This window comes from Deltaproteobacteria bacterium (genome assembly GCA_016183235.1).
In the GTDB taxonomy this organism is placed as follows: Bacteria; UBA10199; UBA10199; order DSSB01; family JACPFA01; genus JACPFA01.
In genome coordinates this window covers 49,274-75,936 of the sequence record JACPFA010000013.1, presented here as the reverse complement: position 1 = coordinate 75,936, position 26,663 = coordinate 49,274, and the positions used below count along the sequence as shown (strand labels likewise).

At 43.5% G+C, this 26,663-nt stretch carries 17 protein-coding genes; 8 read left to right on the top strand and 9 right to left on the bottom strand.

Annotated features, from left to right (window positions below):
• Positions 1 to 10: 10 nt before the first annotated feature.
• Both HYU97_02635 and HYU97_02630 read right to left on the bottom strand, forming a co-directional pair.
• Positions 11 to 3,589 carry an SBBP repeat-containing protein gene (locus HYU97_02635; GenBank protein ID MBI2335643.1) on the bottom strand — a complete coding sequence of 1,193 codons (3,579 nt, stop codon included), beginning with the start codon at positions 3,587 to 3,589 and terminating at the stop codon, positions 11 to 13.
• On the bottom strand, positions 3,579 to 4,865 hold the full coding sequence (locus tag HYU97_02630) for an SBBP repeat-containing protein (GenBank protein ID MBI2335642.1): 1,287 nt from the start codon (positions 4,863 to 4,865) through the stop codon (positions 3,579 to 3,581). Before HYU97_02630 ends, HYU97_02635 begins: the two co-directional genes overlap by 11 nt.
• Before the next feature lie 182 nt (positions 4,866 to 5,047).
• Between HYU97_02630 and HYU97_02625 the strand changes: the two genes are divergently transcribed.
• The gene (locus HYU97_02625) at positions 5,048 to 6,529 is read left to right on the top strand and encodes a carboxypeptidase M32 (GenBank protein ID MBI2335641.1); all 1,482 of its coding nucleotides are present in this window, start codon (positions 5,048 to 5,050) and stop codon (positions 6,527 to 6,529) included.
• Between the two features lie 2 nt (positions 6,530 to 6,531).
• Here HYU97_02625 and HYU97_02620 read toward each other — a convergent pair whose 3' ends face one another.
• The 4 genes from HYU97_02620 to HYU97_02605 are packed head-to-tail and all read right to left on the bottom strand — an operon-like array spanning position 6,532 to position 11,790.
• Positions 6,532 to 8,220, bottom strand: a complete 1,689-nt coding sequence (locus tag HYU97_02620) for a carbon starvation protein A (protein ID MBI2335640.1) — start codon at positions 8,218 to 8,220, stop codon at positions 6,532 to 6,534.
• Between the two features lie 48 nt (positions 8,221 to 8,268).
• A complete protein-coding gene (locus tag HYU97_02615) occupies positions 8,269 to 11,010 on the bottom strand; it encodes an MMPL family transporter (GenBank protein MBI2335639.1) in 2,742 nt (913 codons plus the stop codon).
• A gap of 40 nt (positions 11,011 to 11,050) precedes the next feature.
• Positions 11,051 to 11,500 (bottom strand): hypothetical protein, encoded by a 450-nt coding sequence (locus HYU97_02610; GenBank protein MBI2335638.1) that lies wholly within the window; start codon positions 11,498 to 11,500, stop codon positions 11,051 to 11,053.
• On the bottom strand, positions 11,497 to 11,790 hold the full coding sequence (locus tag HYU97_02605; GenBank protein MBI2335637.1) for a hypothetical protein: 294 nt from the start codon (positions 11,788 to 11,790) through the stop codon (positions 11,497 to 11,499). Before HYU97_02605 ends, HYU97_02610 begins: the two co-directional genes overlap by 4 nt.
• A 155-nt stretch (positions 11,791 to 11,945) precedes the next feature.
• Between HYU97_02605 and HYU97_02600 the strand changes: the two genes are divergently transcribed.
• Positions 11,946 to 14,630, top strand: coding sequence for a hypothetical protein (locus HYU97_02600; protein MBI2335636.1), 2,685 nt, complete (start codon positions 11,946 to 11,948; stop codon positions 14,628 to 14,630).
• Complete coding sequence (locus HYU97_02595) at positions 14,627 to 17,932, top strand: hypothetical protein (GenBank protein ID MBI2335635.1); 3,306 nt, start codon at positions 14,627 to 14,629, stop codon at positions 17,930 to 17,932. Before HYU97_02600 ends, HYU97_02595 begins: the two co-directional genes overlap by 4 nt.
• Positions 17,933 to 17,942: 10 nt before the next feature.
• Here the strand turns inward: HYU97_02595 and HYU97_02590 are convergent, their stop codons facing one another.
• Positions 17,943 to 18,266: a hypothetical protein gene (locus tag HYU97_02590; protein MBI2335634.1), complete on the bottom strand. Its 324-nt coding sequence runs from the start codon at positions 18,264 to 18,266 to the stop codon at positions 17,943 to 17,945.
• Positions 18,267 to 18,340: 74 nt separating this feature from the next.
• Positions 18,341 to 19,249, bottom strand: a complete 909-nt coding sequence (locus tag HYU97_02585; GenBank protein MBI2335633.1) for a hypothetical protein — start codon at positions 19,247 to 19,249, stop codon at positions 18,341 to 18,343.
• Positions 19,250 to 19,508: 259 nt separating this feature from the next.
• Between HYU97_02585 and queA the strand changes: the two genes are divergently transcribed.
• From queA to HYU97_02560, 5 genes are all read left to right on the top strand, one after another.
• Entirely contained in the window at positions 19,509 to 20,558 is a 1,050-nt protein-coding gene (gene queA, locus HYU97_02580) for a tRNA preQ1(34) S-adenosylmethionine ribosyltransferase-isomerase QueA (GenBank protein ID MBI2335632.1), read from the top strand.
• A 234-nt stretch (positions 20,559 to 20,792) separates the two neighbouring features.
• Positions 20,793 to 21,404, top strand: coding sequence for a hypothetical protein (locus HYU97_02575; protein ID MBI2335631.1), 612 nt, complete (start codon positions 20,793 to 20,795; stop codon positions 21,402 to 21,404).
• 87 nt (positions 21,405 to 21,491) lie between these two features.
• Positions 21,492 to 22,598: an ATP-binding protein gene (locus HYU97_02570; protein MBI2335630.1), complete on the top strand. Its 1,107-nt coding sequence runs from the start codon at positions 21,492 to 21,494 to the stop codon at positions 22,596 to 22,598.
• A gap of 108 nt (positions 22,599 to 22,706) precedes the next feature.
• The gene (locus HYU97_02565) at positions 22,707 to 24,413 is read left to right on the top strand and encodes a hypothetical protein (protein MBI2335629.1); all 1,707 of its coding nucleotides are present in this window, start codon (positions 22,707 to 22,709) and stop codon (positions 24,411 to 24,413) included.
• A 94-nt stretch (positions 24,414 to 24,507) separates the two neighbouring features.
• Positions 24,508 to 26,235, top strand: a complete 1,728-nt coding sequence (locus HYU97_02560) for a hypothetical protein (protein MBI2335628.1) — start codon at positions 24,508 to 24,510, stop codon at positions 26,233 to 26,235.
• Positions 26,236 to 26,344: 109 nt separating this feature from the next.
• Here the strand turns inward: HYU97_02560 and HYU97_02555 are convergent, their stop codons facing one another.
• Positions 26,345 to 26,662 (bottom strand): divalent-cation tolerance protein CutA, encoded by a 318-nt coding sequence (locus tag HYU97_02555; GenBank protein MBI2335627.1) that lies wholly within the window; start codon positions 26,660 to 26,662, stop codon positions 26,345 to 26,347.
• Between the last annotated feature and the right edge of the window lies 1 nt (position 26,663).

The window sequence follows — 26,663 nt, the reverse complement described above, 5'->3', positions numbered from 1 at the left end:
TCATCCCGGCCTAGATCCGGGATCCATGATGGTGCAGCGATCTTCCTCGGTATAAAAGCAAACCTAATAAAGTTACTAAAATAATTTCCAAGAAACCATGAGAACTCACAACACCTTTATTCAATTGACAAAAAGGCGTTCCACCTTGGGTGATTAAGGGATCAGTCGTGAAAGTAAAGGAGTAGTTAGCTGACAGCGGATTGCCGGTGGCATTGGTAATCCCAGTCGTTAAGATAACCGTGTAATCGGTTGAGATGGCTAATAGGCCGTCTGGGTTAAAAGTTGCTGTATTGTTCGAGCCATCATAGCTTAAGGTCCCACTCACCGTTGGACTAAGACTAAGAGTTGTCGAGTTCAAAGTCGAAGAATCCAAGCCTTCCGAAAATACAACCCGGATATTTGAATCAATAGAAACCTGCACTTGGTCAGAGCTTGGGTTAGTGGAGCTTACCCTTAAGCTATCCGTATCAATTTTCGCAAAATAAACATCTGTAGAACCATTGTTAGAAGATTGAAAGGCTGAACTAGAAACGGGCAAGTCAGTTCCAGTGCTACTTCCCCCCACCCATACCACTTTAGCTTCGTTAGGGGCTAAGGCAATGGCGCCCAGGGAATCACTAGCAGAACCACCAAAATAAGTGGAAAATTCTAAACCGCCGGTGGGATTAATCTGTGCAATGATGGCATCTTGAGTGCCTGAAAGACTACTTTGATAAGGACGGCCAGTGGGAAAATTGGAAGAAGCCGTGGTGCCCACGAGGAAAACATTGCCATCGGTATCCGCCATTAAATCAGTGGGAGTATCATCACCATTACCTCCAAGATAGGTTGAAAAGAGATAGTCTGAAAAATCTGCGCGAACACCTATGACGACCATATCTTGTGCCCCTGCATTACTCGTTTGAAAGGCCCCGCTAGTGGTATGAAAATCCAGCGATTGAGTAGCGCATAGAGTATATATGTTCTGGTCGGCATCTACCACAATGTCTGTGCAAGTATCGGTATCAGCACCACCCAAATAAGTTGAGAATAATAGGGCGCTTCCATCGGCATTGATCTTAGTTAAAAAACCGGTCTGAGAATTATTGAGGCTTGACTGTAACGGTGAGGCCAAGGGAAAATCAGTCGCCAAGGTTGAACCCACCACAATATCATTACAAGTTTCAATAGTGAACAATCCTGCTCCCAAAAGATTGCTTCCTCCTAGATATGTGGAGTAAACCAGGCCTGAACCGGTGGAGTTAAATTTGGTGACAAAGCAGTTAATTCCCGAGAGGGTTGAATCAATGGGATTTTGCAAAGGGAGATCAGAAGAGGAGGTGAGGCCTACTATGTAGGCGCTGCCGCTGGAATCAACCGCGATATCACCACAGAGTTCAGCGCCGCTTCCACCAAAGAATGAAGAATAGTCTAAGTTAGAACCATCGGTATTTAATTTAGTCACAAAACATTCAGTGCTTCCGCTCAAACTTGTTTGAAAGGCCCCTAGCGTGGTGGGGAAATCAGTGGAGGTAGGAAGCCCGGTAAGATAGACCGCCCCATTGGAATCAACTGCCATCCCCGAGATGACATCGGTATTTGTTCCACCTAAAAAAGTGGAGTAAACCAAGGCCGTGCCTTGGGCATTCATTTTGCTGACAAAAATCGAGATAGAACCCGGCAAACTGGTGAGGTAAGCCCCTACTGTGGTAGGGAAATTAGAAGAAGCGGTTAAGCCTGCCAAGTAAATATTCCCCGAGCTATCTACTTTCATTTCAATAATGCTGTCACCCGCTGTACCTCCCAAATAGCTCCCATATAAAAGTGCCGGGTCAATAACTAAGGGATATTGAGGGTCAACATTGCCCAAAACAAACCGATAACCCTGTCCTTGAGGTGCGTAATGGCTGGGAACAATAATCTTTTTACCATCGATGATTTGATAACTTAAAGGGGCCAGCTCACGCATTTCCTGATTTTTTTGTCGGATGATTAAATCACCTTGATCGCTTAACGTTAGGCCATTGATCCCTTCATAGGCGATTTTGATCTGTTGGTAATCGACCCCTGCTTTAACCACAAACTCGGATTTTAAATTCCCCTTGGTTCCATGCAACACCATGTCGATACCTGGGTAGAGATCTTCATAAACTATTTGCGTAGCGGTGGGAATATTGCGTAACCACTTGCTAGTATCATTGCCCATAAGATAATTGATTTTAGCTGCTGCATAACCATGCGCCTTGATCTTGACGTGAGGATTGGAATGTAGAAATTTTTGCTTAAGAGAAAAATGGTAATCTATTCCTTGTTTCGAAAATAAAATCTGGTGCTGACGATCTTGCACATAGAAATCGATTGCAGGATTTAACTGCCCACGATTTTCAATAAAATAAAGAGGCAGTTGTTTTTGACTTAAGTCATTAGGGATTAATTCGGTAGCCGCTATCCCACCTAAAGGATTGAAAACATCATCTTTTGATAGGTTACAACTGCTAGCGGTTGAAATTTTGGCCGCGGTGGTAAAAGCCCAAGTATAATTCGAGGCCAAAGCATTGTCACCCGTATCCTGAATGTCGGTGGTAAGGGTGGCGGTGTATTGGGTTGAAGATTGCAATTTGGTAGAGGGATTTAAAGTGGCCGTTTTGGTGGCGCTGTCATAGCTCACCGTTCCGGTAATACCACCGTCCAGAAAAAAAGTAGAAGAAGTGAGGGTAGCAGAATCGATATCGTCATTAAACGTAACCGTGATGTTGTCGCTGATGGCAACGCTCGTAGCACCGCTGGTGGGGCTGGTAGAACTTACCCCAGGGGCCGTGATGTTAAGTTCGGTGACAAAGGCATCTGCCGTGGCACCAGAGCCTTTGGAACTTTGAAAAGCTGAGGCCGTGGGGAAATCGGTAGAACTGGTTGAGCCCGTTAAGAAGGCATCGCCCCCATTGTCTAGTGCCATGGCACCGCTGGTGTCGAGGGCGCTAACACTTCCTTCACTCGATGATCCCCCTAGGTAAGAAGAAAAGAGCACTTGGTTAAGATCGGTGTTGAATTTGACTAAGAAGGCATCCAAGTCACCGGCGTTGGCCAATTGGGTGGGGCTAGCTGTCGTGAGATCGGTAGAATTGGTGTAACCCATCATATAAACCCCATGGCTATCCACGGCCACCCCACGGCCTGATTCATCACCACTACCACCAAAATATGATGAATAGGTCATTTGCGAACCATCCGAGCTGATAACTGTTAAAAAGGCATCGCTGCTACCACTTAAAGTGGCTTGTAAGGGATTTTCGGTGGGAAAATCGCTAGAGGCTGTATTGCCAGTTAAATAGAGGTTATTGTTGGAATCCAGAGCCAGATCTTTGGCCTCTTCGGTGCCAGAGCCGCCTAAGTAAGTGCTAAAGGTGAGTGAAGCCGTGATGTTGGGCCATGAACCTGTGGCTGCAATTTTGGCCACGAAACAATCAAATCCACCCCCTGACGAGCTTTGTAAGGGAGACTGGGTTGGGAAATCAGTGGAAGTGGTAAGGCCGAAGACGTAGAGATTATTAGAAGAATCTACTTCGATATCAATAGCCTGTTCGGATCCAGAGCCGCCTAAGTTAAGTAGCAAAGGATAGAGTCTTGGTGGGTAAAAAAGCATAGACAAAGGCATCACTAGACCCCGACAGGCTTGCCTGAACAGGGGTACTATTCTCAAAGAGATCTAATAAATCGGAGGATTCGGTTTGACCAACAATATAAAAGCCCCCATCAACATCTACCGCGATGTCAAAGCCAAATTCATCATCGCTACCCCCCACATAACTAGAAAATTCCACGGTGCCATCGGTATTCAATTTTGTTACAAGGGCATCGGTCGTGCCACCCAAAGAGATGTCAGCGCTACTGAATCCTGTGGAGTTGCTGGTGGGGTAATCACTGGAAGTTGTAAAGCCCGTAATATAAGCTGAACCGGCAGAATCCAAGGCGAGGTCTGTAGCTATATCTGTGGCGTCACCACCTAAGTAAGTGGCGTAGGCGAGGGTGGTACCCCCTGAGTTGAATTTTACAATGAAAGCATCAGTAACTGCGGAAAGACTGGCTTGTTCAGCCGATTGGGTAGGGAAATCTGATGAATTGGTTCCTCCGGCTACAAAGATATTTCCATCGGCGTCTATCGCCATTGCATAGGCGATGTCTAAATCATCACCTCCTAGATAGGTGGAGTAGGTCATCGCCGGGTCAATGACCACAGGGTATTGCTTGTCAAAAGGTGCCAGGTCGAAAGTTACACGTTTATCAGCCAAAATTTTAAATTGCCCGCGTATTTCTCTCTTTTCTCCCTGAACGATTTGATAAACGTAGGGTTTGTTTTCAGTTAAAGAAAAAGCATTCGTCTTAAGTGTTAATGAACCATCTTGATTGAGCTTAAGTTTGTTGAGGCCATAATAGGCCATGATAATTTTTTTATAATTAGCCTTAGGGTTAACCACGAACTCGGATTCGAGCTGATTGCCCTTAAATTTAAAAATCAAATCAATCCCAGGATACAGGTTGCGATAGGTGAGCAAATCAAACAAAGGTAGCTTGCTTTGCCACCGGCTGGGGTCTTTACCACGGTAGTGATTAATAAAACCTTTTTTGGGGAGGGCGGGAATCAGCATGGGATTAGAGTTGGCACCTACAAAAGTTTGTTCAACTTTCGCCGAATAAAGCACCCCATGTTTTGAAAAAAAAGTGCTGTGCTGCAAACCGAGCGTATAAAACGGATACTCTTTTCCCACTTGTCCATAGTTGGGGATAAAGCCCATAATCAACGATTGCAGGGCATCTGTTGAAATTGGCCTATTATGGGATGGTGAGGCCTGAGTCGAAAAACTTACCAAGAGTAAAATGAAAATGACCATCCCTGCCCCCTTGGTTTGCAAGCAGTCTTTCATAAGAAGCGTCCTTTGGCATTTGTTAGTGAATAAAATAAGGGGAGAAAGCAATGACAAGTTTTACCCCCTTGACTTAAGGGGACACTATATAAAAGGCTGAGTTTTTCAATAGAAAAAACAACCTAATTTAGAGTATAGGCGGAATACTCATGGATGCTTATCTCGAATTAACCCCCCGTTTGGCCGAATTATCCCAGTTGGGCTCGGTGATGGGTATTCTTAATTGGGACCAAGAAGTCGTTATGCCTAAAGGGGCTGTCTCAGCCAGGGGCGGGCAAATGGCTACGTTGACTAGTTTATACCATCAAAGGGCGACCGATCCACGTTTGGGTGCATTATTGGCCGAGTGTCAGTCACAAGAAAAAAATCTCGATGCTTGGCAAAAGGCCAATGTGCGAGAGGCCAAGCGAACTTATGATCGACTGGTCAAAATCCCCGCTGACCTAGAAATAGCCTTGGCAGAATTAGAAGTAAGGGGTCATGAAGTGTGGGTGCAAGCGAGGCTTGGGGCCAATTTTAAAAAATTTCAACCCATTTTAGACGAATACCTCTCGTTATTAAAGCAGCGAGCCCAAGCCATTGATGCCCATCAGCATCCCTATGATGTGTTGATCGAAGATTATGAGCCCGGCATGAATATCAAAAAAATTGAGGCCTTATTTTTACCCCTCAAAGATTTTTTGATCCCTTTTTTGAATCAATTGTTAAGTCGCAAGAATTCTAAACTTACGAAGGTGCCAGGTGGCCCTGTGGCTCAAAGTGTGCAAAAAGAATTGGGGCTGCTGATTTTACAACAAATGGGTTTTGATTTTGAACGAGGCAGGCTGGACACTTCGGTGCACCCTTTTTGTGGAGGCGCAGGCCCCAGCGATGTGAGAATTACCACTCGTTATCAAGACGATCATTTTGTTTCTGCCTTAATGGGTGTGATTCATGAAGGAGGACACGCCCTTTATGAACAAGGGCGGAACGAAAAATTTTATGGTCAGCCTGTGTCGGAAGCCGTTTCAATGGGCCTGCACGAATCACAATCGTTATTGTGGGAAAAACAAGTGGGGCAAGGCGTTAATTTTTGGGAATTTTTATCGCCTAAACTCAAAACTCTCATTCCCCATGCCTTAAAGGGGGCAGAGGTCAAAGATCTTTACCACTTTGTTAACCAAGTAAAACCTTCTTTGATTCGGGTAGATGCCGATGAAGTCACTTATCCATTTCATATTATGATACGCTTTGAGATTGAACGGGATTTATTGGGTGGGAAAATTTTGGTAAAAGAACTCTCAGAAATTTTTAATCAAAAGATGCAAAATTATTTGGGCATTACACCACCCAACGATCGTGAGGGCGTATTGCAAGATGTGCATTGGTCAGGGGGAACTTTTGGCTATTTCCCCTCTTATACTTTGGGGGCCATGTATGCGGCACAATTTTTTGCCACAGCTAAAAAACAAATTCCCAATTTGTTAACTGAAATTTCTAAAGGGAATTTGAAAATTTTGCGGCAGTGGCTAAAAGAAAAAATTCACCAACAAGGTTCGCTTTATTTAGCCGATGAATTATGTATTCAAGTGACCGGCGAGGCCTTGAATTCAAAATATTTTATGAATTATTTAAGTGAGAAATATTCATAATGTCATTGCGAGCGAGCCCCGTTGGCGAGCGTGGCAATCTTCAGTTTTAAGCAAGCTTCCAAAATAATCCACCCTGCCAGCAAAAACAATACCGTCGATGCAATCCCGTTCACCAAGACGATTTGATTGCTAAGTGTAGCGGTGTGCAATTGAGCAAAAGCACTCCCCATTTGTTTAAAGAGCGACCAAAAAGTAATAACCATCACAAACACCATGGGTATTAAAGTAAACCCATAATTTTTCCCCGAACGATAAAGCCAAACGGTAATCCCCAAAAGAGTGAGCGCTGCCATGAGTTGATTGGAGGTGCCAAAAAGAATCCAAAAATAAGACCAGCCCCCTTCTTTGGCAATCACAATAAACAAAGCCGGCACGGCAACCGTCATCAAGGTTGCAATGACAGCAGCAATCCGGCTCTTCTTCCCCGTGAGTTCTTGCAAAATATAACGGGCCAGCCGCGTGGCAACATCGAGGGTGTCAAAGACAAAGGTCGAAAAGGCCATGGCCCCAAAAGTAATCGCAAAGATCAAATTATTTTCGCCAATAAGCAAAGTGATAAAGCGGCCTAAGCCTGCACCATAAATAGCGCCCGGAGTTCCCTTAATTTCGCCATCGGCTAAAATCATGACGGTGGCCAGCGCAATCAGAGCTACAAAGGCTTCTAGCAACATGCCCCCATAGCCCACTTGGCGGCAGTGGCTTTCTTTCGAAATCTGCTTGCTGGTAGTCCCTGAACAAACCAAGCCATGAAACCCTGAGCAGGCACCGCAAGCAATGGTGACAAAGAGAAAAGGAAAAAGCGAACCATTAACCCCGGGGGCTGTCCAAGTTTTAAAAGCGGCTTGTTTGATTTCATAACCTCCAAAAAAAATTCCGATCACCCCAACGGCTAAAGCAATGTAGAGAATGAACCCACCTAAATAGCCCCGTGGTTGCAACAAAAGCCAAAGGGGTAGTAGTGAGGCGATGAAACAATAAACCAAGATGATCAAGGCCCACGATTGTTTAGAGAGTAACAAGAGGGTCGAGACTTGAGTCCCCAGCCACACGACGCCTAAGGCACTGGGTACAAAGATGAGGGTTAAAAGCCATAGCGGGGGGTTCCACTTTTTTTGCACGACCCCCATGAAAATAGAAAGCAGCAAATACATGACACTAGCGGCTGCCACAGCGCCGCCACGTTCAAACCCTACTTGCATGCCTTCGAGTTCTTCAATACGACCCACAAAAGTGCTAGCTGTGATATCGGTGAAGGCAACGATCACATAAACCAAGGTGATCCAAATAAACGCCATGATGGCTAAATAAGCGCGTTGGCCAATGTTTTCTTTAACAATCTCGGCAACCGAATTGCCGCGATGGCGCACACTGGCGATCAAGGCCGAGAGGTCGTGCACCGCTCCAATGACAATAACGCCAATGCCAATCCATAATAGGCAAGGTAACCAACCAAATTGTTGGGCAGCGAGAATAGGGCCGGCAATGGGACCCGCCGCGGCGATGGCGCTAAAATGTTGGCCTAATAAATAAAAGGGTTTGGTGGGGACAAAATCAACACCATCATTCAAAGCAACTGCCGGGGTGAGGGTGTTGTCGTTGAGTTTAAAAAATCGGCTGATAAATCCACCATAAAATTTATAGCCTAGGGCTAAGATGGCCAAAAATATTATGGTAATGATAGGTAGAGACATAAAATAGTTCTGTCATTCAGAGCCCAGCAGGGCGAAGAATCTTCCATTCTAGATTATCTTTGTTAAAAGAGAAGATTGCTTCGGCTCGCCTCGCAATGACATATTATTCTTTAACACATGTTTCAATAACGCTGGCAACAAAATAACTCCCGCTAAGGTACATGTCGTAAGCCCTAGAATCACCACCTGCCCTAGCTCTGCCAGCCCTTGGTGACGCGCGAAGGCCATGCCCAAAAACGAAGTTACCGAATCAAAATAGGTGATGAGTAAAGCCTTGCCCGTGCTTTTAAGCAGAACATTCACCCCTTGCGAAGGTTCTTCTAAATAGCGTTCCATTAAATGCACCCCGTTGTCGGCGCCAATCCCTAAAATCATCGGCAAGGCAATCATGTTGGCGGTATTAAAGGTTAACCCCAATAGCGACATCAGCCCAAAGTGCCAGCTCACCCCGAAAATCAAAGGGATAAAACAACAACAAGCCAGTTTGAGGGATCGAAAATTAATGAAGAATAAAATAAAAATAGCGATCGCTGAATAAGTCGCCGCTTTAAAATAGTTTGATTCCACCATATCAATGATGGCTTTAAACATAATGGGAGAGCCGGTTACCTGTTGATCGAGCGAGCGCAAGTCTTCTACAAATTGAAACAAAGAGGATTTTTCCCAAATGTTTACTTGAGGGAAAACATACACCGCAAATTGCCCTAAAGGATTGATAAAAGGTTTTAGCAAACCTTCGGGAATATCTTTTTCAGCCAAGGTTTGGCTTTTGGTCGCTTGCGAAAAATAATGGCGAGAGGTTTTGAAAAATAGATTTTGGAACTTGTTTAAAGCTGAAGATTGCCGCGCTTCGCTCGCAATGACATCATCGAGAATGTTTTGAATCGAGGTGATCGTCGCATTGCCTTCTTCCAAAATGTTGATAATTTGATCACCACCTTCAACATTGAAGGCCTGATTTTGAATCTTAACAAAATTTTCCTGTAGCTGTTTCAATTCCGCTTGCAGTTGCTGCACTTCAGCGACCGTGATTTTTTCTTTAACTGGGTTGGCGTTGAGCAAGCGCAGAGATTTTTTAGTTTCTTTAATTACTTGAGGGCGAAGGTTGGGGTTGGGCAAAAAATCTCCGGCCCATTCCACTCGGCTCACCGATTTCAAAAGGCTTGCAGCAGTCGCTAATTTTTGAGCCACGGCATAATCATTCACAATATAAACCCCGGCTCGTGGGCTTAAATTAGTATCGATCAGTTTTTTTTCATAATCGACCGCTTCGGTATTTTTGGCCTGTAGATTCAAAAGATTATGATCAAAGGCAATGCCGTGGTTGGGGCTTAAAAATAAATACATCCCCCCCAGTAACCCAATGATAGCTAAGATAATAATCGCCTTAGAATATCGGTCAACCGTTTGAGCAAATATTTTAGCCCATTTCCCAGGCAATGCTATTTGAGGCTGAACGGTTTTAATAGTGCGGTGCTGTTCACGCCATAAGATTAAGGCCGGCAAAATAAGTTGCATGCCGACGCAACTCATCAGCACCCCGACTCCAGCAATAAATCCCAATTGGGCAAAGCCTTTAAAATCAATCAAAGCGGCAGTAAAAAAGGCAGTCATCGTGGTAAGGGCGCTAATCGTGATATTACGAAAGTTGTGGATGACACTTTGACTAACGGCCTCTGTAACCGAGAGACCTTTTTGTAAAAATTCTTCATATCGAGCGACAATGTGAACCCCATAATAGGTACCCTGCCCGATCATAATCACCACAAAGGCCAAAGAAAACATATTGAGGTAGCCAATCGTGAGGGTGGCCATGCCAAAGGTATAACTGATGCAGAGTAGGAGGGTGGCAAGTCCTAAGAGTGGGCGGCCAAAGGCTTTAAATGCAAAAAAGAAAATGAGCATAGTGGTGGCTAAGGCAAATAAAGTTGCGATATTCATGTCGGCTTCGCTTACCGTGAACTGATCGTGGGCCAAGGCCGGCCCACCGGTAATGCCGATTTTGAGTTGGGGATATTGGTTTCGAACGGTTTGAACAACTTCGCGAGACCACTTCACTAATTCTTGAGCGTATTTATAATCTTGACGGTATTCATTCGGGCGCAAAAATAAAATATAAAAATTCCCTGGAGTGGCTCTTAAATAACCTTGTTCATCTAAAATGGCCCCTTTCGTAGAAAAAGGGCTTGTTGAAAAATCATCTTTCTCCAGGGCCGCTTGCATAGCGACCAGAGGTTGAAGCAAATTTTTGAGATTTTTGACGGTTGCTTCTGCATCTAAGGAAGAACCTTTTTTTAAACTTAAACGAAGCTTAGCGTTAAGAGCTTTATAAAAGCTCGCCAAGTCTTTACTTTGAAATAAAGCCCGCACTCCTCCGTTGGGGTCTTTAATCTCACGGTGAATGGTTTCAAGCTCTTCTGCAGATAAAAATTCTAAAAAATGTTTTTCAAAAAATTCTACATTTAGCCGATAGAGCAAACTTTTGATAAGATGATGCGGGTCTTGAGATAAATTTTGCGCCAAGGTTTCAATAGCCTGGCGTTGCAAGGCAGCATCTTCGCCCTCCACAACGATCATGAGATCTTCGGCCACCCCAAAAGATTCACTAAAACCAATAAAGCGCTTAAAGATGGGATTTTTTTCAGAATAAAGATCGAGTACCCCAGTTTTGCTTTCTAAACGCAAACCGGCATAAAGCCCCGAAGCAACAGCGAGTAGAATGGCTAGGCTGATAATTGCTTTAAAGTTTTTGACAATAAACACCGCATAGCGTTCCCGAAAATTGACCATAGGGTTTTTTCGCAGGGAATAGAGAATGTGTCAACTGTGGTTAGATGAGGAGATATTTTTCTGGGGTTTTGATGGGAAGGGGGAGTTTTTCTGTAAAATGTGGGGCATTCCAAGAGACAAAACAGGATAGTTGTGAGGCGAATCGTTCAGCCACATAGCTGACTTGGGCATCTCCCAAACTTTGTTTTTTTTGAATTTGGCCAAAAATCTTTATAATATCATATTGCAAATTTCCATTTGCATCTGCGGGGAAGAGAATTTGTACTTTGTAATAATTGATAAAATCACCATAAAGTTGCAATAATTCTTCGGCGGATAAATTGAAGGATAAAATCCCACAGATTTCCAAAAGATTGAAAATAGAGGTTACCCCTAACCCCTTTCGAGCCTGGATCTTTTCGATAAACTTTTGATTTGCTTCTGTTCTTGAATCCCTCGGGTAGCGCAGATCGCGGACGAAAATGTCAGAATCAATAAAAACCTTTTTCATAAATTTCGCCTGCGAGATGCCAAAACCTCTTCTTCAGGGCTTAATCTTTGTTTGGTAGAAACTTTTTCTCGCAAATAATTCCAATCGATTTTAGGGGGCGAAATTTTTTTTCTCATTAACAAACCTTTAGTAATTTTTTTGATTTGTTCGCTTTTGCTTGTGGGTTTGTTTAGAAACTTTTCTAGCGCTTTGCGTACGAGTGCCCCTTTAGACACCCCCTCTTGTTTGGCGGTGGCTTCCAAAGAAGAGAAAAGCCCGGTTGGTAATTTAAACGAAAGTAAATGATTCATAAGGTATTACCTTTTTATAAAAATATAATACCAAGAGATATTATAAGTCAAGGCACAATCTGTCGAATGATTGCACCGCAACATCTACATCATTTTGACGATGAACCAGACGGGGGAATAATAACTGGATTTCAAGGACTTACAAAGGCTCCCTCATGGTTCTTCCCCCTATCCGTCCTACAAGCCCCGTGGATTTACATATTAATGAGGCGACTATCTCTATTGCTGCCGATTTGAAAGGCAATATTAGTTGTAATGATTGGAAGTACAATAGTGTTGATTTTGAATTTAACAACGCCAAGCTTTTTGGAGATCTATCGATCCGCAATAATTTTTTCTTCCTAGGTAGAAAACTTCTTCAGACTCGTGGTGTTGAAGTTAACGGAATTGTTGTTGATGTTTCAGATCCTGCTCTAACATACTGGTACCCACCTCACCGTGATTCACAGGGTGATCTTATTGAATATGGTGAGCTTTGGCTTAGCTCAACCCCTGATCGATTTTTTGCCGCTTCAAATTGGCTTTTCAACGATGGACCGGTTGGAAAATCTTTAAACCACTATCTTCCAGATGCGTTAAAAGAAGACAACGGAAGCCTACCTTCAGCGCTTCGGGTAAACGACCTCTTGGGAGTCTTATTCAGTTCAGAACAAAAAACCGATTCAGGCCCTTCCGATTTTCCTTATGTAACAACATGTTATTCTGAAGCAAAAGGCAATAATGGCCCCCTCAATATTCTAGAAGATATATTTAAAAATGCCAAAATTACGATCAATGTAAGGGAGATGACGAGACTCGTCATCCCCAATGGCATTGCCTTTGGGGCTTCAAGCTTTGATGCCACGGTGACTTTTCCTGATCAAGATCTTAGGTTTCCAAAATTAGATGTTTCAAACTTTGAAATAGAGGTCATGCCATGGGTCTTTAAGACCTCTCCAAAAACAGGAATGTCTGAGTGGGCTTTTCTGGGTGGAAAAATTTGGGCCGATGCCCGTCAAAGCGAAATTGTCGACCATGAGCGTGAAGAGGCTTTAACCTTTCTATCAGGATTACACGTTACCCGATTGTCTCTTCGCACCCACATTAATGGAGTATTTCATTTTAGTTTAGATTTTTTATTACCCTTTGTTGGAAAGGTTACTGTTTTGGGCAGCCTACTTGTGAATACAGAACTTCCATTATTCGATGGAAAAATAAACTTTCAGAAAGGTACGACTTATTTGCGTTTCAAAGATATTGAAGTGATCGAAACAGAAAGCGGTGAGCCGCTGCTAGATCACTTCAATATCACGTTAACAGACATCCCCGGTTTTAAACCAAGTTTTTTTACTAACGATGGTTTTACGCTAAGCCTACAGGCCAGTTCTGGGGCTGAAGGAGGCTGGGAATTTGAAAGTCATACAGAAATTCCTTTAAACGTTCGTCATCTGTTGCAAGAATTTCCTAATATTATGGATTTATTTGACCGCTGGGGGGCACAGGGGCAGCATTGGGTTTATGAATTGCCAAACTCTATTGGTCATTTGATTACTCATACTCAGTTTGACTTTCGCTCAGACAAACAACACACTCATGGAAGCATTGATACTAGCCCTGCCAGCATGTGGTGGGTGGGTGAGGGTACTCAAATCGATTTTGAATATTCTCAAAAGTCTTCGGATAAAAAACTATTGTCTATGCTTGGGGGTGCAAGGCTCCTCCTGGGAATGGCAAGGGGTGAGAAAGATATTTTTAGCCTACAATTTTCTGCTGACCGATTTGGATGGAGAGATCTTCTAGATCTTCATCAATCTAAAATTTCTATTGCCTTTGATCGTGCTCAAATAGATGAAGATACTTTTAAGTTCAGTCTAAAAGATTTTCAAATTTTAGCCAATAATGAATCAGAACAGCCAGCTTGTGTTTCAAAGACGGGGAAAATAAGGGGCCCTATCCATATAAAGCTATCTAGTATTTCGGAAGATCCCCTTGAAATACAATGGAGGCCCAACCAAAGACATGTTGCTTTTTCAGGTGCGGATTTTGCTTTTAGTCTTCAGGGGCTTCATGATCCCTTGCTAGCTAAAACGTCGCGCGGGTTGGTCCATTATTTTGCTTTAGATGGTCGGTTCACGGGAAACATGGAAGACTTAAGCTATGATCCAAACCATTTCGTGGGTCTTGGGCGTTTAAGTTTAGTGGGCAATCAAGATGGCCCATATCTTGTTGATCCTGAAACCCGTCGATACAGAAAACCAAGATTTCTTAAAGATGCGGCAGGGGGCTTTGTTTCTAATCCCTATCCCTTGAGAACCCATTTTAATCCACTGCCTGGTGACATGCAATTACTAGACAGTGCTTGTCAAATGGTGGGGCCTCCCTATTTTGCTTGGACCCATTGGGCGGCCAATGCCATTGGAGAGCAGTGGGTTCAGTTAACCTTAGATCAAAAGGGTCGATCCACAAAAAAGTGGCTTCCCCATCGGGACGTTTACGTATGGGTAGATGGATCCTACAGGCCACGCAGAAAATACGCTCGTTGGGTAAAGGAGCCCCTTCCTCAAAAGTGGGAGACCGCCTTACCTAAAATGAAGGGAGACGACCCCACACATCAAGAGATTTTTAAGGGATATGCCTGGGGGGATTACCACTTGGAAGTGGATGTGGATCAAAGAACCCTACGTCCCTTTGGCATGATTGTGCCACTGCTGTTTACCTTTAGGCTGCCTTCTAATAATGTTTATTTTCTTCCCAGGGGTGTGGGAGCCATTGAACAAGACTTTTTGGATGAACAAGAAAGACACCCCTATTCAAAACTATTGTGGTTTTTGCAACAACGAGAAGAAGGGGATAATCCGTGACTTCCCCTGCGATTCTTAACGACTTAAGATTATTTCTCCAGGGCTTTGTGCCCAGCGAGAATGAGACAGATCTCGTTAATCCTCTCACCCTTTTCACTCAAGGGCAACGAGATACTTTTTATGTTTCTGATCAAGATTCTCGGGCATTCAACCTTTGTCTTCCCACGAACTCCGCCCCATTTTGTCCGAAATTATTACAAACTTTTGGCCGTTCTGAAAGTATTCACTCATCGTTGAGAGAAGTGCTTTCCAGTATCAATGTAAATACTGCTCTACCCAAGGTGGCTACTTATACTTGGACAGAGTTCGGGCAGGATTTTGCAAGAGCTATTTCTTCTATGGACATTGATATTGAAGGAATCACCATGCAACCGGGAGCGCGTTATCCTGAAGTCTATGGAAGGGATCAGGAAACCATTCCCAAAGAATATAAAAAACCCTTAAAAAACTCCGTTCGGTTTGAAGAAAATACCACAGCCACTTGGCATCTTGAATTGAGAAGAGAGGAGGGAAAACCCAGTGCCAGTGTCGTTGTTTTTAATGTGCTCTATAGCAAGCCCCTTCACAATTTTCTTTTCTGTGATTTAAGTATTGCAGGTTTTTACGGTTATGATGAAGCTGCTTTAAGACTAACTCAACCCATCGAATATACGGGACTACTCAGAGATCGATCCAAAACCCCAGGGGCTTTTCGATATAAATTTTTCAAGTTTGGTGAAGTCATTCCGCCTATGCCAAGCAATAATTATGGGATCCGCTTTCTACCGGTGATTGGGGGGAGCGGTTGTGGTATTCCTGTTGCGGGTGGGGTAATTGTTGCTTTGCAAAAAGCATTTTCAGGGCGAAAATTATTTTTAGATCCTTGGATGCCTGCTTTTGGAAATAACCGAAAAAAAGATTATGCTTCCATAAAGGAAGGGGGGCCTTTAACAGAATCCATTCGATATGGATCTTTGTCTAGAATACCGGCAGATTTTATTCGTCAAATGTCATGGATTTGGGATGGAACCAACAATGAAACCAGTGATCGCTCTCTTTTTTATAATCCCAATATTCAAGATAAAGACCGCATTCCCCTACCGCATCCTCAGTATTATCGCTGTCCCCATGATGAGGCTGCCGATTTGGAGCGTGTCAAAAGTCTTTTGCCTAAAAAACTTTTTGATTCTCAAAAAGTAGGAGATCCAGATTACTATCAAAGTCAGCAAGCTGAGTATAATGATAGAAAAAGATTAGGCCTTAAACTTCCTCATCATGTTCAATTTGAGGCCATTGAGAAAAAATATTATGGATCTTTGGCCGAGCAGGAGGCACACAAAAAAAGTGATCTAGAAAAATTACCCAGGAAACCCTTTGATCCTGAGCATAAAGGGGATTCTGAATATTTTCAAAGCATGGAGCTCGAACTTAAAGCGAGAAACGAGCTTGGTCTTAAATATCCTTACGCTTTAAGGCCAAGGCTACTTAATGAAAAATATTATCGTTGTCCCCATGATGAAGCTGAGGATAGGCAACGTTTAGGCGGCAAACTGCCTTATGAAGCTCGGTTTATACCCAGCCCTGTGCGTCCCGGCGAGCTTCAAACTGAGGCTAGGCCTTTATTTGATTTTACTACGGCCCAGCGTGCTGTTTTTAAAATACTCTTATTAGGGCAAAAGATAAGAACTCCTTTTGGAACGGTGTCTTTTCAAGAAGGATCCTCTCTAGATGTTAGGTTTACACGAGATCCGCAAACCGGTTTGAGAACCTTTGAATGCGAAGGTCTGAAAATAGGCCCCAGCCTACTTGAGCTAGGTGCTTATACGATTGAGAGCGAAGGGGTAGAAATAGAAAGTTTGAAATTGGGGAATTATTCTTTTTTCAATAGCGATGGCGATGGTTTGGAGCAAGCTACCCTAGACATTAAAGGGTTTAAAGCTAAGCAACTGAAAATTTGGGATTCACAAGGTAGACTTATTTTCGATTTGGGAAAACCTGGAGTGAGCCTAGAACACCTTTCTCTTCAAAATGATTCTGAGACCCATAAAAAAACGCTCCAGCTTCGTAAGCTTAAGGTGGGCCCTGTGGAAATTCAAGTGGGGAAAACTTCTCTCCATTTTCAAGGGGCTAAAGAAGGTCGGCAAGAAACCATTGAGCAAATTCATTTTCAAGAAACCACTGAAGGGCTTTCAGGTGATATTTCAGGGATCCATTTCAGTGAACTGAGTTTATCTTCAAATGAAGTGGGTGTGTTAAATATTAAGGGGCCTTATCTCGAGGCCCTTTCTTTATATTTTGGTTTCAAAAAAGAGGGGGGTTCTTTTCAGATGTCTATCCCAGAACTTAGAATTGGTGGACGTTCAAAGTTTTTGAAAAGTAATCTTGAGGATAGTTTTGTGCATAACGCGAACCTATATTTTTCTAAGCAGGAAAGCCGTTTTTCAGGGGATTTTCGTTTGCATTTTACAGGAATTGAAACCTCGCCCTTAGATTTTGGTATTCCCCGTATGTATCTTTTACCAAAGTTGTCCAATGTTGTGATCGAAGGGCCTGCACAGTTTCTTTTGTCACCGGGGGGTGGAGAACTCGCCAAGCCTAGAGATAGCATAGAAACACTTCGATTGACGGCTCAATTTGAAGATACCATTTTAATTCATCGACCCAATATTACAGCGAGACAAAAAATACATAAAAAAAACCGAAACGTACAACCCACCGCCATCCGAGCCAATGCAACGCTCTCCATTGCTGATATTCGACAAATATCGATGGAAAGAAGGATGGATAAGGGAAAAGTGGTTCTCGATCCGAATACAGGCATTATCGATGTGACGAAGGTAGATATAGGACCTTTGAGGGTTAGTGATATTAAAGGAGAAGCCACTGTTTGGTTAGATACCTTTATATGGACTCTTTATCCTGTTCAATTTAACCCACTGGGTGGGGATGACCATGATGCCGATTTACCCAAAGTTAGTGAACTCATTGCCCACTTGCCTCCCGAAGAACAAGCAGTGTTAGCCCGTGGGGATTTTTTAAGAATTGAGAGAATTCAATTTGATCGCAAGGAGAAAAAACCTATCATTCGTTTGGGGGAAGTGCTTTTAAAACTCCATGAAGGCAAAAATCCGCATCGGCCCCTTGGACGACAATTTTTGATGGTTGGCGCTCAGCGGATTACTATAGATCCTAAAGGATGGCCCATTTTAGATATGGGTGATACGCCCATCTATTTTAAGGCGAGAATCAACGCACAAGATCGAGGTGGAGTTCCTATTTTTGACTCTCATGGACCTTATCGACCTTATAAATCCAAAAGATAAAGCAAGATACTCAGGGCAATCCCGGCCAATTTTGCACGTATTTGATGGTGAAGTCAGGAAAGTGTTCGACGATTTGAATTTTTAGATCGGGGAAATTTTCGACCATCTGCCATTTGCCGCATTGGTCGGGCCAATGCTCGACCACTTGCACTTTTAAATCGGGGAAATTTTCTACGATTTTAACTTTAAGATCGGGGAAATGTTCGACGATTTTAATTTTACCGTATAATTTTTTATCTTTATACGTGCAGTCTTTGCCAATTTTTGGTTCAGCATGGGCTGAAGAGATTAATAAAATTAATAATAAACTCGTTTTTAAAATGATACGTATCATAATTACTCCTTGTCATCCCGGCCTTTCAGCCAGAGGCTGATCCGCCTCAGGCGGAGAGCCGGGATCCATGATGCCTAAGGAACTTCTGTTTTCAACCCTTGTGTCGAATAATAAATGATCACCAAACCTAAAACAAGACTAACCAGTGAAAGATTCAAGATCATAAACAGAGCGGCTAAGCCAATCATGATGTGATAACCCGAACGCCTGTGGCTATGCATGCGGCTCAAGGCCATGCCCACGATCAAAGCCATGGGTAGATAAATAAAGGGGATCAGCATGGGAATGGCGGTAGAAGTAATTTGTTTCACTTGAGGTTCAGCAACCAAAAAATACATGCCGTTGACCAAAGGTAATAAAATTAAAAAGGGCAATAGAGTTTTTTTGATGAATTTGGGGAGGTCTAAAAGTTGGCGTAGCGATGTTTGTCGGCTGCGGGTTAAGTAAAGCAGGCTTGAAGGTATAAAAAAACTAAGCATCCCTAAGGAAAAAATAATGGTGCTGCCAGACAAATAAAGCAGCCCGATGGGCAATAATTCAGAAAACTTTTTGGGATCTTTTTGATCGTTAATGCCCAAATAGGCTACTAAACTTATAAAAATGACCAAGTAGATCAAGACGGGTAAAAAATAAAAAAAAGGCAACAAGGGTGATTTTAAATAAATATTTTCTTGGGGTAGGGAGGGAGTTCGGCAAGATTGCAAAATTCCCAAATAAAGCAAGATGGGTAATAACCCATGAGTGAGGGTGAGCAAAAACCCTTGCACATAATTCCCTCCGATTACTAAATTTGCGACCAAAGAAATAACTTCTCCAAAATCTCCGCTGATCAAGAATTGGCGGGCAATTCCCACAAATAATAATACGATTAAAAAAGAAATGATGGTGGAAGAAAGAAAGGGGAACCCTAAAGGCAGTTTAGGATCAAAGATCAACTCGCGTAAAACTAACAGGCCATTGAGTACACTCAAAAGTAAAAACATTAATAACCCTAAGTCGAGAAACCTCAAAGGGGGAGGGACTAATAGAATAAAAACAATGCCCCCTATGAGGAGGAGAAAATACGAGAGGCCGCTAAGGGGGCTTTTCAAGGTCATCGATTAAGTATAGAGGGAAGGGGAGAAGAAATCTATTTTTTAAATGCGAGTGAGATTGCTTCGCCACTGCTGTGGCTCGCAATGACAACGTCGATGTCATTGCGAGCGAGCCCCGTCGGCGAGCGTGGCAATCTTCTATATTATTATGACTTTTAACCTCTCCAACTATACTTTCAATTTCCCCGACTCGCTCATCGCCCATCATCCTTTGTTAGATCGTACCCAATCCAAGCTCATGGTACTCAATAAACACAAACAAGCCATAGCCCACCGCGCCTTTATTGAATTGCCCGAAATTTTAAACTCCAATACCGTGATCGTACTGAATGAAAGCAGGGTTTTCCCAGCCAGGCTCTATTGCCGCAAACCAACCGGCGGTGTGGTTGAAGTTTTATTGGTTCGCCCCATTGAAAATGGGCGATGGTTAGCCTTGGGCCAACCCATTAAGGGTTTGCGAGTGGGCATGTCGCTCAAATTGCTATTTCGAGATTCTGAAGAAACGAGTGATGCAATTATTACGGTGGTGCGTGTAGAAAAGGGCCAACATTTTGAAGTAGAATTGCCTCCGGTGAAAGATCTGGAAACCTGGATTAAGCCCTACGGCATCATGCCATTACCCCTTTATATCAAACGTAAAAATTCAGAGCGCCAAGACGAAAATCGTTATCAAACCGTATTTGCTCGGCAGCTAGGGTCTGTTGCGGCTCCCACGGCGGGGTTGCATTTTGACGAATCAACGCTAGCGCAGTTAACGGCGCGGGGGGTCGAAATTTATAAAGTGTGTTTGCATGTAGGCCCGGGCACTTTTTTGTCGGTTAAAACCGAGGATATTCGGCAGCACAAACTTCATTCCGAATATTACGAAGTATCCGAAGCAAGCTACCAAGGTTTAAAAAAAGCGAAATACGAGGGGAAATCTATTTTGTGCGTGGGCACAACAACCTTGCGTGTTTTAGAAACCCTTTTCCAACAGCCAGCCCCTGCCTTGCAGGGATTCACCGATCTTTACATTTACCCAGGTTTTTCTTTTAAAGCGGCCGACGCTTTATTAACCAACTTTCATCAACCCCAATCTTCGCTGCTTATCTTAGTCAGTGCCCTTGCTGGCCGTGAATTTATCTTACGCGCCTATCAAGAGGCCATCGCTCAAAAATACCGTTTATTTAGTTACGGCGATTGTATGTTGATTTTATGATGTTCTCTACTAACAAGTCCTCTGTATAGGCCACAGCTTGCTTCGGCTTATGGGCTGCGAGCGCGTCAGATTTCGCAAAAAGTCCTCGACGTACCCTAAGGTACGCCTGCGGGCTTTTTGCTCATCTTCCTTCTCTCGCCACATAATCCTCGCAATCTGTAGCCTATACAGAGGACTTGTTAGTACGTCATCCCGGGCTTGACCCGGGATCCATGATGGGGGAGTAATCAATTTATGAAACGAATAATATTAGTTTTGTGCCTCATGGGGATTTTTATACCTACGACCGTGGCGCAAGTTTGGACCAGTGAACAAAAAGAAAAACGGCAGGTGCAGGTTTATTTTGTGTTACCTCAAGAAGAGGTGACTTATTATAAAGAAGGCAGCGAACTCAAATGCGGCGATCGTTTGGTGCCGGTTACCATAGAGATTGAAAGCTATCCCCAATCGATGGTGATTGAGGCCTTGGGGAATTTATTTGCCGCTAAAGAAGAAACCCTCGCCAAACTAGAGCGCAAAGAAAAATTACTCAACCCCCTCAAAAAAGCGCAATTAAGGGTCGATTCGGTCAAAGTGCCTAAATATCAAATGGTGATTAATCTTATTGGCAAAATTTATTCTCGCGATCCTTGCGAGTTATCAGCCATGCGCTCGCAAATTCAAAATACCATCGCCCAGTTTGATGCTGGGGCAACCATTATGCTCAATGGCAATGAAGATGCCTTTCGTTGCTTAGGCCTAACCAAACAAGAATGCGAACAATTCCGAGGGATCAATCTCAATTCCACTCAAATTCTCCCACCCTTAGACGCCGTTGATTACAACCCTTACGTGAAGATTTATTAATTTTCACCCCTATGAAAATTAATACACATTATTTTTCATAGGGGTGAAAATTATTGCTTTTATTCCAAAAATGCATAATATAGATATATGCGTTATCTTAAAGAGCAGATTCTGAAAGATTTAAATAAAAAAATGGTTTTTGTGGCAGGGCCAAGGCAAGTGGGGAAAACCACCTTGGCCCAGTCTTTAGTTTCTTCTCAATCCCACTATTTAAACTGGGATGATGATGAAGATAGAGCAAAAATCCTCAAGAAAGAATTTCCCAAAAAGTCGGGCATTCTTGTTTTGGATGAGATCCACAAATACCGCGGTTGGCGTAATTACCTAAAGGGTACCTTTGATAAATTAAAAGCTCATTTCAAAATTTTAGTTACCGGGAGTGCCAAACTTGACATCTATCGTTTTGGGGGGGATTCTTTGCAAGGGCGTTATTACCTTTTAAGAATGTACCCACTTTCGGTTGCGGAGTTGGCTTCAACCCAAGAAACTTTAAATGACCTCATGACCTATGGGGGATTTCCAGAACCTTTTTATTCTCAAAATAAAATTGACGCCAAACGTTGGTCGCTTAATTATCGCACCCGTCTTATTCGTGAAGATATCCTATCTTTAGAAGAAGTTAGTGACTTAGGTCGATTGGAATTACTTTTTTTAAGACTTCCTGACTTGACGGGGAGCCCTTTGTCGATCAATGGGTTAAGGGAGGACTTGCAAGTCCATCATACCACCGTTGAAAAATGGATTCAAATCTTTGAAAAAATGTATGCTCTTTTTCGACTCAGTCCATTTGGGTCTCCTCGTATCAAATCGGTCAAAAAGGAACAAAAACATTATCACTTTGATTGGGTTCTCATTGAAGATGAAAGCAAACGTTTTGAAAACTTGGTGGCTTGTCATTTGCTCAAATGGGTTCATTGGAAATACGATGTTTTTGGGGAAACTTGGGAATTGAGATATTTTCGTGATCCGATGGGTCGTGAAGTAGATTTTGTCGTGGTCGACAAAGCAAAGCCCATTTTATTTGTAGAGTGTAAACTTTCAGATGATACAATCAATCCGGCATTAACCTATTTAAAATCGAAGTTTCCTGAAACCCCTGCCTACCAAATTTCCCTCAAAGGTAAGAAAGATTATCTTAATCAAAATGGCATTCGAGTATGTCCAGCAATCAAGCTATTGCCGGATTGGGTTTAAGGGGGCCTCTAAAAAATTTATTAAAACTTGCTTAGCAACACATAAATTACCCATACGATAACTCAAACGTTGCTCAGGTGTATGGATGGCTAACTCAAAGGCCTAACCATGAGCGCTTCAAACCCTGTCCGAAATTTTTTTGACTCTTTACCCAACCCTTTTAGCGAATCTAAGCTTCAAAATATTCCCCGGCTATTTTCAGAATGTCCGCCTGCGCCCGCTGAAGGAAGCCCGCCCCTATCACCTGAAAATATATGGGTAGAATTAAAACAGCTAAACTTTTCTCATTCAGGGGAAATGGGTGGAGGAACCTATTATAGGTCGAGCGACCCCGGTTATCGATATTTATTAAATTATGTGGCTACCCAGAATGATGGGGCTAGCCTTGGGCTTTGTTATCAATGGGATGGCATGTACCCATTCGTTAAAATTCCCCAAGGGAATATTATCAGTTTAAGTGCGATTTTGAAAAAGTTTGGGAATGAAGAAACAAGTTTACGGCGAAGTTCAGAATCAGTTTCTCGAGGAGATAGTGTTTTAACAAATCTCCTTACGGGTTCCAGCTTTGAATTTTCATCAGGGATTGAAATCGATGTTACCAATTTAGATTATTGGGCGCTTACGGATAAAGATGGAAATCCATTCAATCGAGAGCAAAAAGAAGCGCTGTTAAATGAGTATTTAACAGCCCCACCCCCCGTGCTTGCCCAACACAACTATGATCTCGAGGATTGGAGAATCGTCGCAAAACCCATGTCGGCTCGCATGGTCGCATTAATCCGGGCTAGTCTCCAAGATACAGGTAATGAATTGTTTCGAGCAAGCCCGCCAGAAAATGGCGAGGCTGACCCACTTGTTGCTGAAAACACTTATTATGTGGTGGCTGACCAAGCGACCATTACCAGGATTGAAGGGCTGCTTTCCAAAGTTGGTAACGCAGTGGAAAACGTCACCCAAAAAGATGCGTCACCCGTTGATTCCCTTTTGACTGCCTTAGAAATCATTAAGGCGGCATTAAGAGGTGAAGAATTTTCTTGGAAGAACATTGTAAAAGGGGGTTTGTTTTTGAGTGCGGTGTTTGGGGTTGGCGTCACATTCTGCCATGACCTTTACGCTTTAGCGAAGACGGTGGGGTTGTTTGGAGTAAGAGGCCTAGGCCAAGAACTTTCTAAATTATGGATGGTCCGCACGGCGCAATGGGGTTTACGTGGGGTGGTACGTGGGGTGCGCTGGGTTGCTGAAAAATGGCAGCAATGGCGAGATAAAGGGCCCAAAGATCCGCCTACCTCACCTCCCCCAATACAACCCCATCCCAGCCAAATCCGGCAAGCAGTTGTTCAAAAGCCTAATCGATCGGTTGCTGCCAGGCCACAAAAAATGTGCGTTAATTCTTTGGAGTACCTGGTTCCCCTATGGCTAGGCATGGGAGTTGGCACTGCGCAGATCTTGAAGTGGACCGATGGGATGGGGGTTGACACTCAAGTAGCTGCACAGATGCTCTCCGGCTATGGGGTGCATACTTTAGAACAAGCAGTGGTATCCAAAAAGCCAGCCGGTAGCACTTCGAGTGGGGTGGGAAGGGCCGAAAAGGTTGAGCCCGATCCCTGGTACCATGCCATGGCTGATAAAACCACTGCCTTTGGTGCGACTTTGATCACTGCTGGCCTGTTCATTGCACATGTTATTAAACATGCTCCTAAAGCTGCTGCAGTTTTGGGAGAAGCAGCGGTGAATGTAGGCCAGCGCGGTCTGATATTGTTTGTTCCGGAGAGATCGATAGAATTTATTGAAGAAGACCCAAACCCAATACTTTAATTAATGTAGCAACAATAATGTTTAAATGTTTATAAGTCGAAGGGTTTAATTAATTCCGGTCAGGAATAGGCCATGGGTGGAAAGGTCTTGACCCATGAGCGTACCTGCTGCCTCCAAAGGCGAGGCTTCCGCAAATATAGAAACTTTGTTTAACGTTACTGAGTCCCCGATACTTGAGCCAGAGGTTACAGCTGCTGTTGTTGGCGGCGAGTTAACCCTCATCCCGTTTGATTCAGATACCTTTACGGCAAGAGCAGATTCTCTGGTGGTGAGCACAGACGGTGTAGCTAGAGAGATGCCAGGCTTATGGCGGGAGCAGTGGGATGATCTTTTATGGGCGGTGGCACCGGTTGCCCCTTTGTTGGGGCCGATTGTAGCTATGATGGAGCAGGCTTTCAGCCAGACTCAAATAGGGATCTATCTTGGAGGTGAGGATATCCCTGAGCTGGCAAGGGTAATGATCTTTCGAGGGCTAGCTTTATATACGAAGGCGCAATTAGACCTAGAACTTGCTAGGGGGACTGATCAATATCAGCCCAAAGTTTTGAGATTATGGCGGGATTATCTAAGTCACTCGGCCGATGGCAGGATGACCCCGCTAGAGTTAACTTCATTATTATATCAGCTGCATCAAGCCCCCAGTCGTGATGAACTAGCATCCATCGATGAAGATTTATCAGGGTTGTCTACGGCTATTGGTGAGTTTGTAGAGGATTACGAACGGAAGGGAAGGCAAGATGCTAGACTTGCGGTGTTGAAAGGATGGCTAGTTCAAATAAACATGGGTTGGGTGCATTATTGTGACTTGATGGATCATGATATGGATACTCAGAATGCATGGGTTTTCTCATATAGAGTCAGCCAAGATAGTTTTGCAGTAGCGCAACTTTGGTTAAAGTTAGGGGAGTGGGATGAGGCCAGAGTTGCCTTGCATGAAACCGTACGAATCAATCAAGCGTTTTCGTCTCGTTTGGAAAAATCTGGTACTCCGGAGGCTAAAAAGAACTTCACGGATGAACTAGCTCGAACCATTGCCAAAGCCAGTCAATGGCTAGACGCAGTCGATGTTTTGTCAGTAGATTGGGATCAACAAGCACTTCGTCTTATCAAAAAAATTCAAGAAACTCGTCGTGCTGAAATGTGGGAGCGGGAGAATGACGTTAACTTATTGAGAGGGCGACTGAAAGCCATACTGGCGGTGGGAGAATTTCTTGGTCCCAAAGCAACGGCAGATTATGCTGCAAAATTTAACGGTTGGTTTCACGATTTGTATGCGGCTTTAGGGACTGCCTATGCTGTTGATGCACAGAGTAAGGAGGCGGCCGCCCGTTATTTTTCATTGGCCTACGGTAGAACTCTAGCACGTATTCAGCTATACAAGGCTACCGAACAATGGTGGCTGGCGAACATCGAACGTAACAGATACGCAAACGAGATTAGTGCCTTCATTACTAACTTTGGAGATACGCTCGTACCGGACTCAAAGTTAGAACTTATACAATCAACGCCGAAGGCAAGGCTAGCCCCCCGGATTAACAAGTGGCGAGGAGGGTTGCACGCCATGTATGCTGAACTCGATGCCATTAGTGATCCTGAGCAATATCTGCGCTGGAGAGGCAAGGTTGCTGAGCATTTAGGGGTTTCCTCTCAGGCCTTAGGAGTTTATTTAACAACGGGAAACCCTGGCAACAACCGGGTACTAAGGGATTTGCCCGAGATTCTAAAAATAAATCCAAACGTGGTTACCCAACAACGTTTTGCATTACTTGCAAGAATTGAACGCTGGAGAAAAAACCAACTAAGAGACATAAAGAAACTTTAATCCATGAATCAAGTCAGACAGATTTCATGCGATGGTGGCGTTGGGGCTGCCTCTGAAGAAGCAAGGCCACCCCGCTTTCGCTTTTGGCGATGGATAAAAAAATAAATCTTCACCTATTTAAAAATTGCCCCAACCATTTTAAATAAGCAGGGCTGCCGCGTTCAATAGGTAGGGCGATAATTTCTGGCACTTCATAGCGGTGGGTAGCTAAGATCTTGCTTTCTAGCTTGGGATATTTACGGGCGTTGGTTTTTATGAGCAGTAAAAATTCTTTGTCTTCACAAATTTTGTCATCCCATTCATAAACCGAAATAATATTGGGGATGATGTTGACACAGGCCGCCAATTTTTCTTTGACCAGGCCATTGGCCATGATTTTAGCCAGTTCCAGAGTGGGAACGGTGCAAAGTACAACCAGACTTTTCATA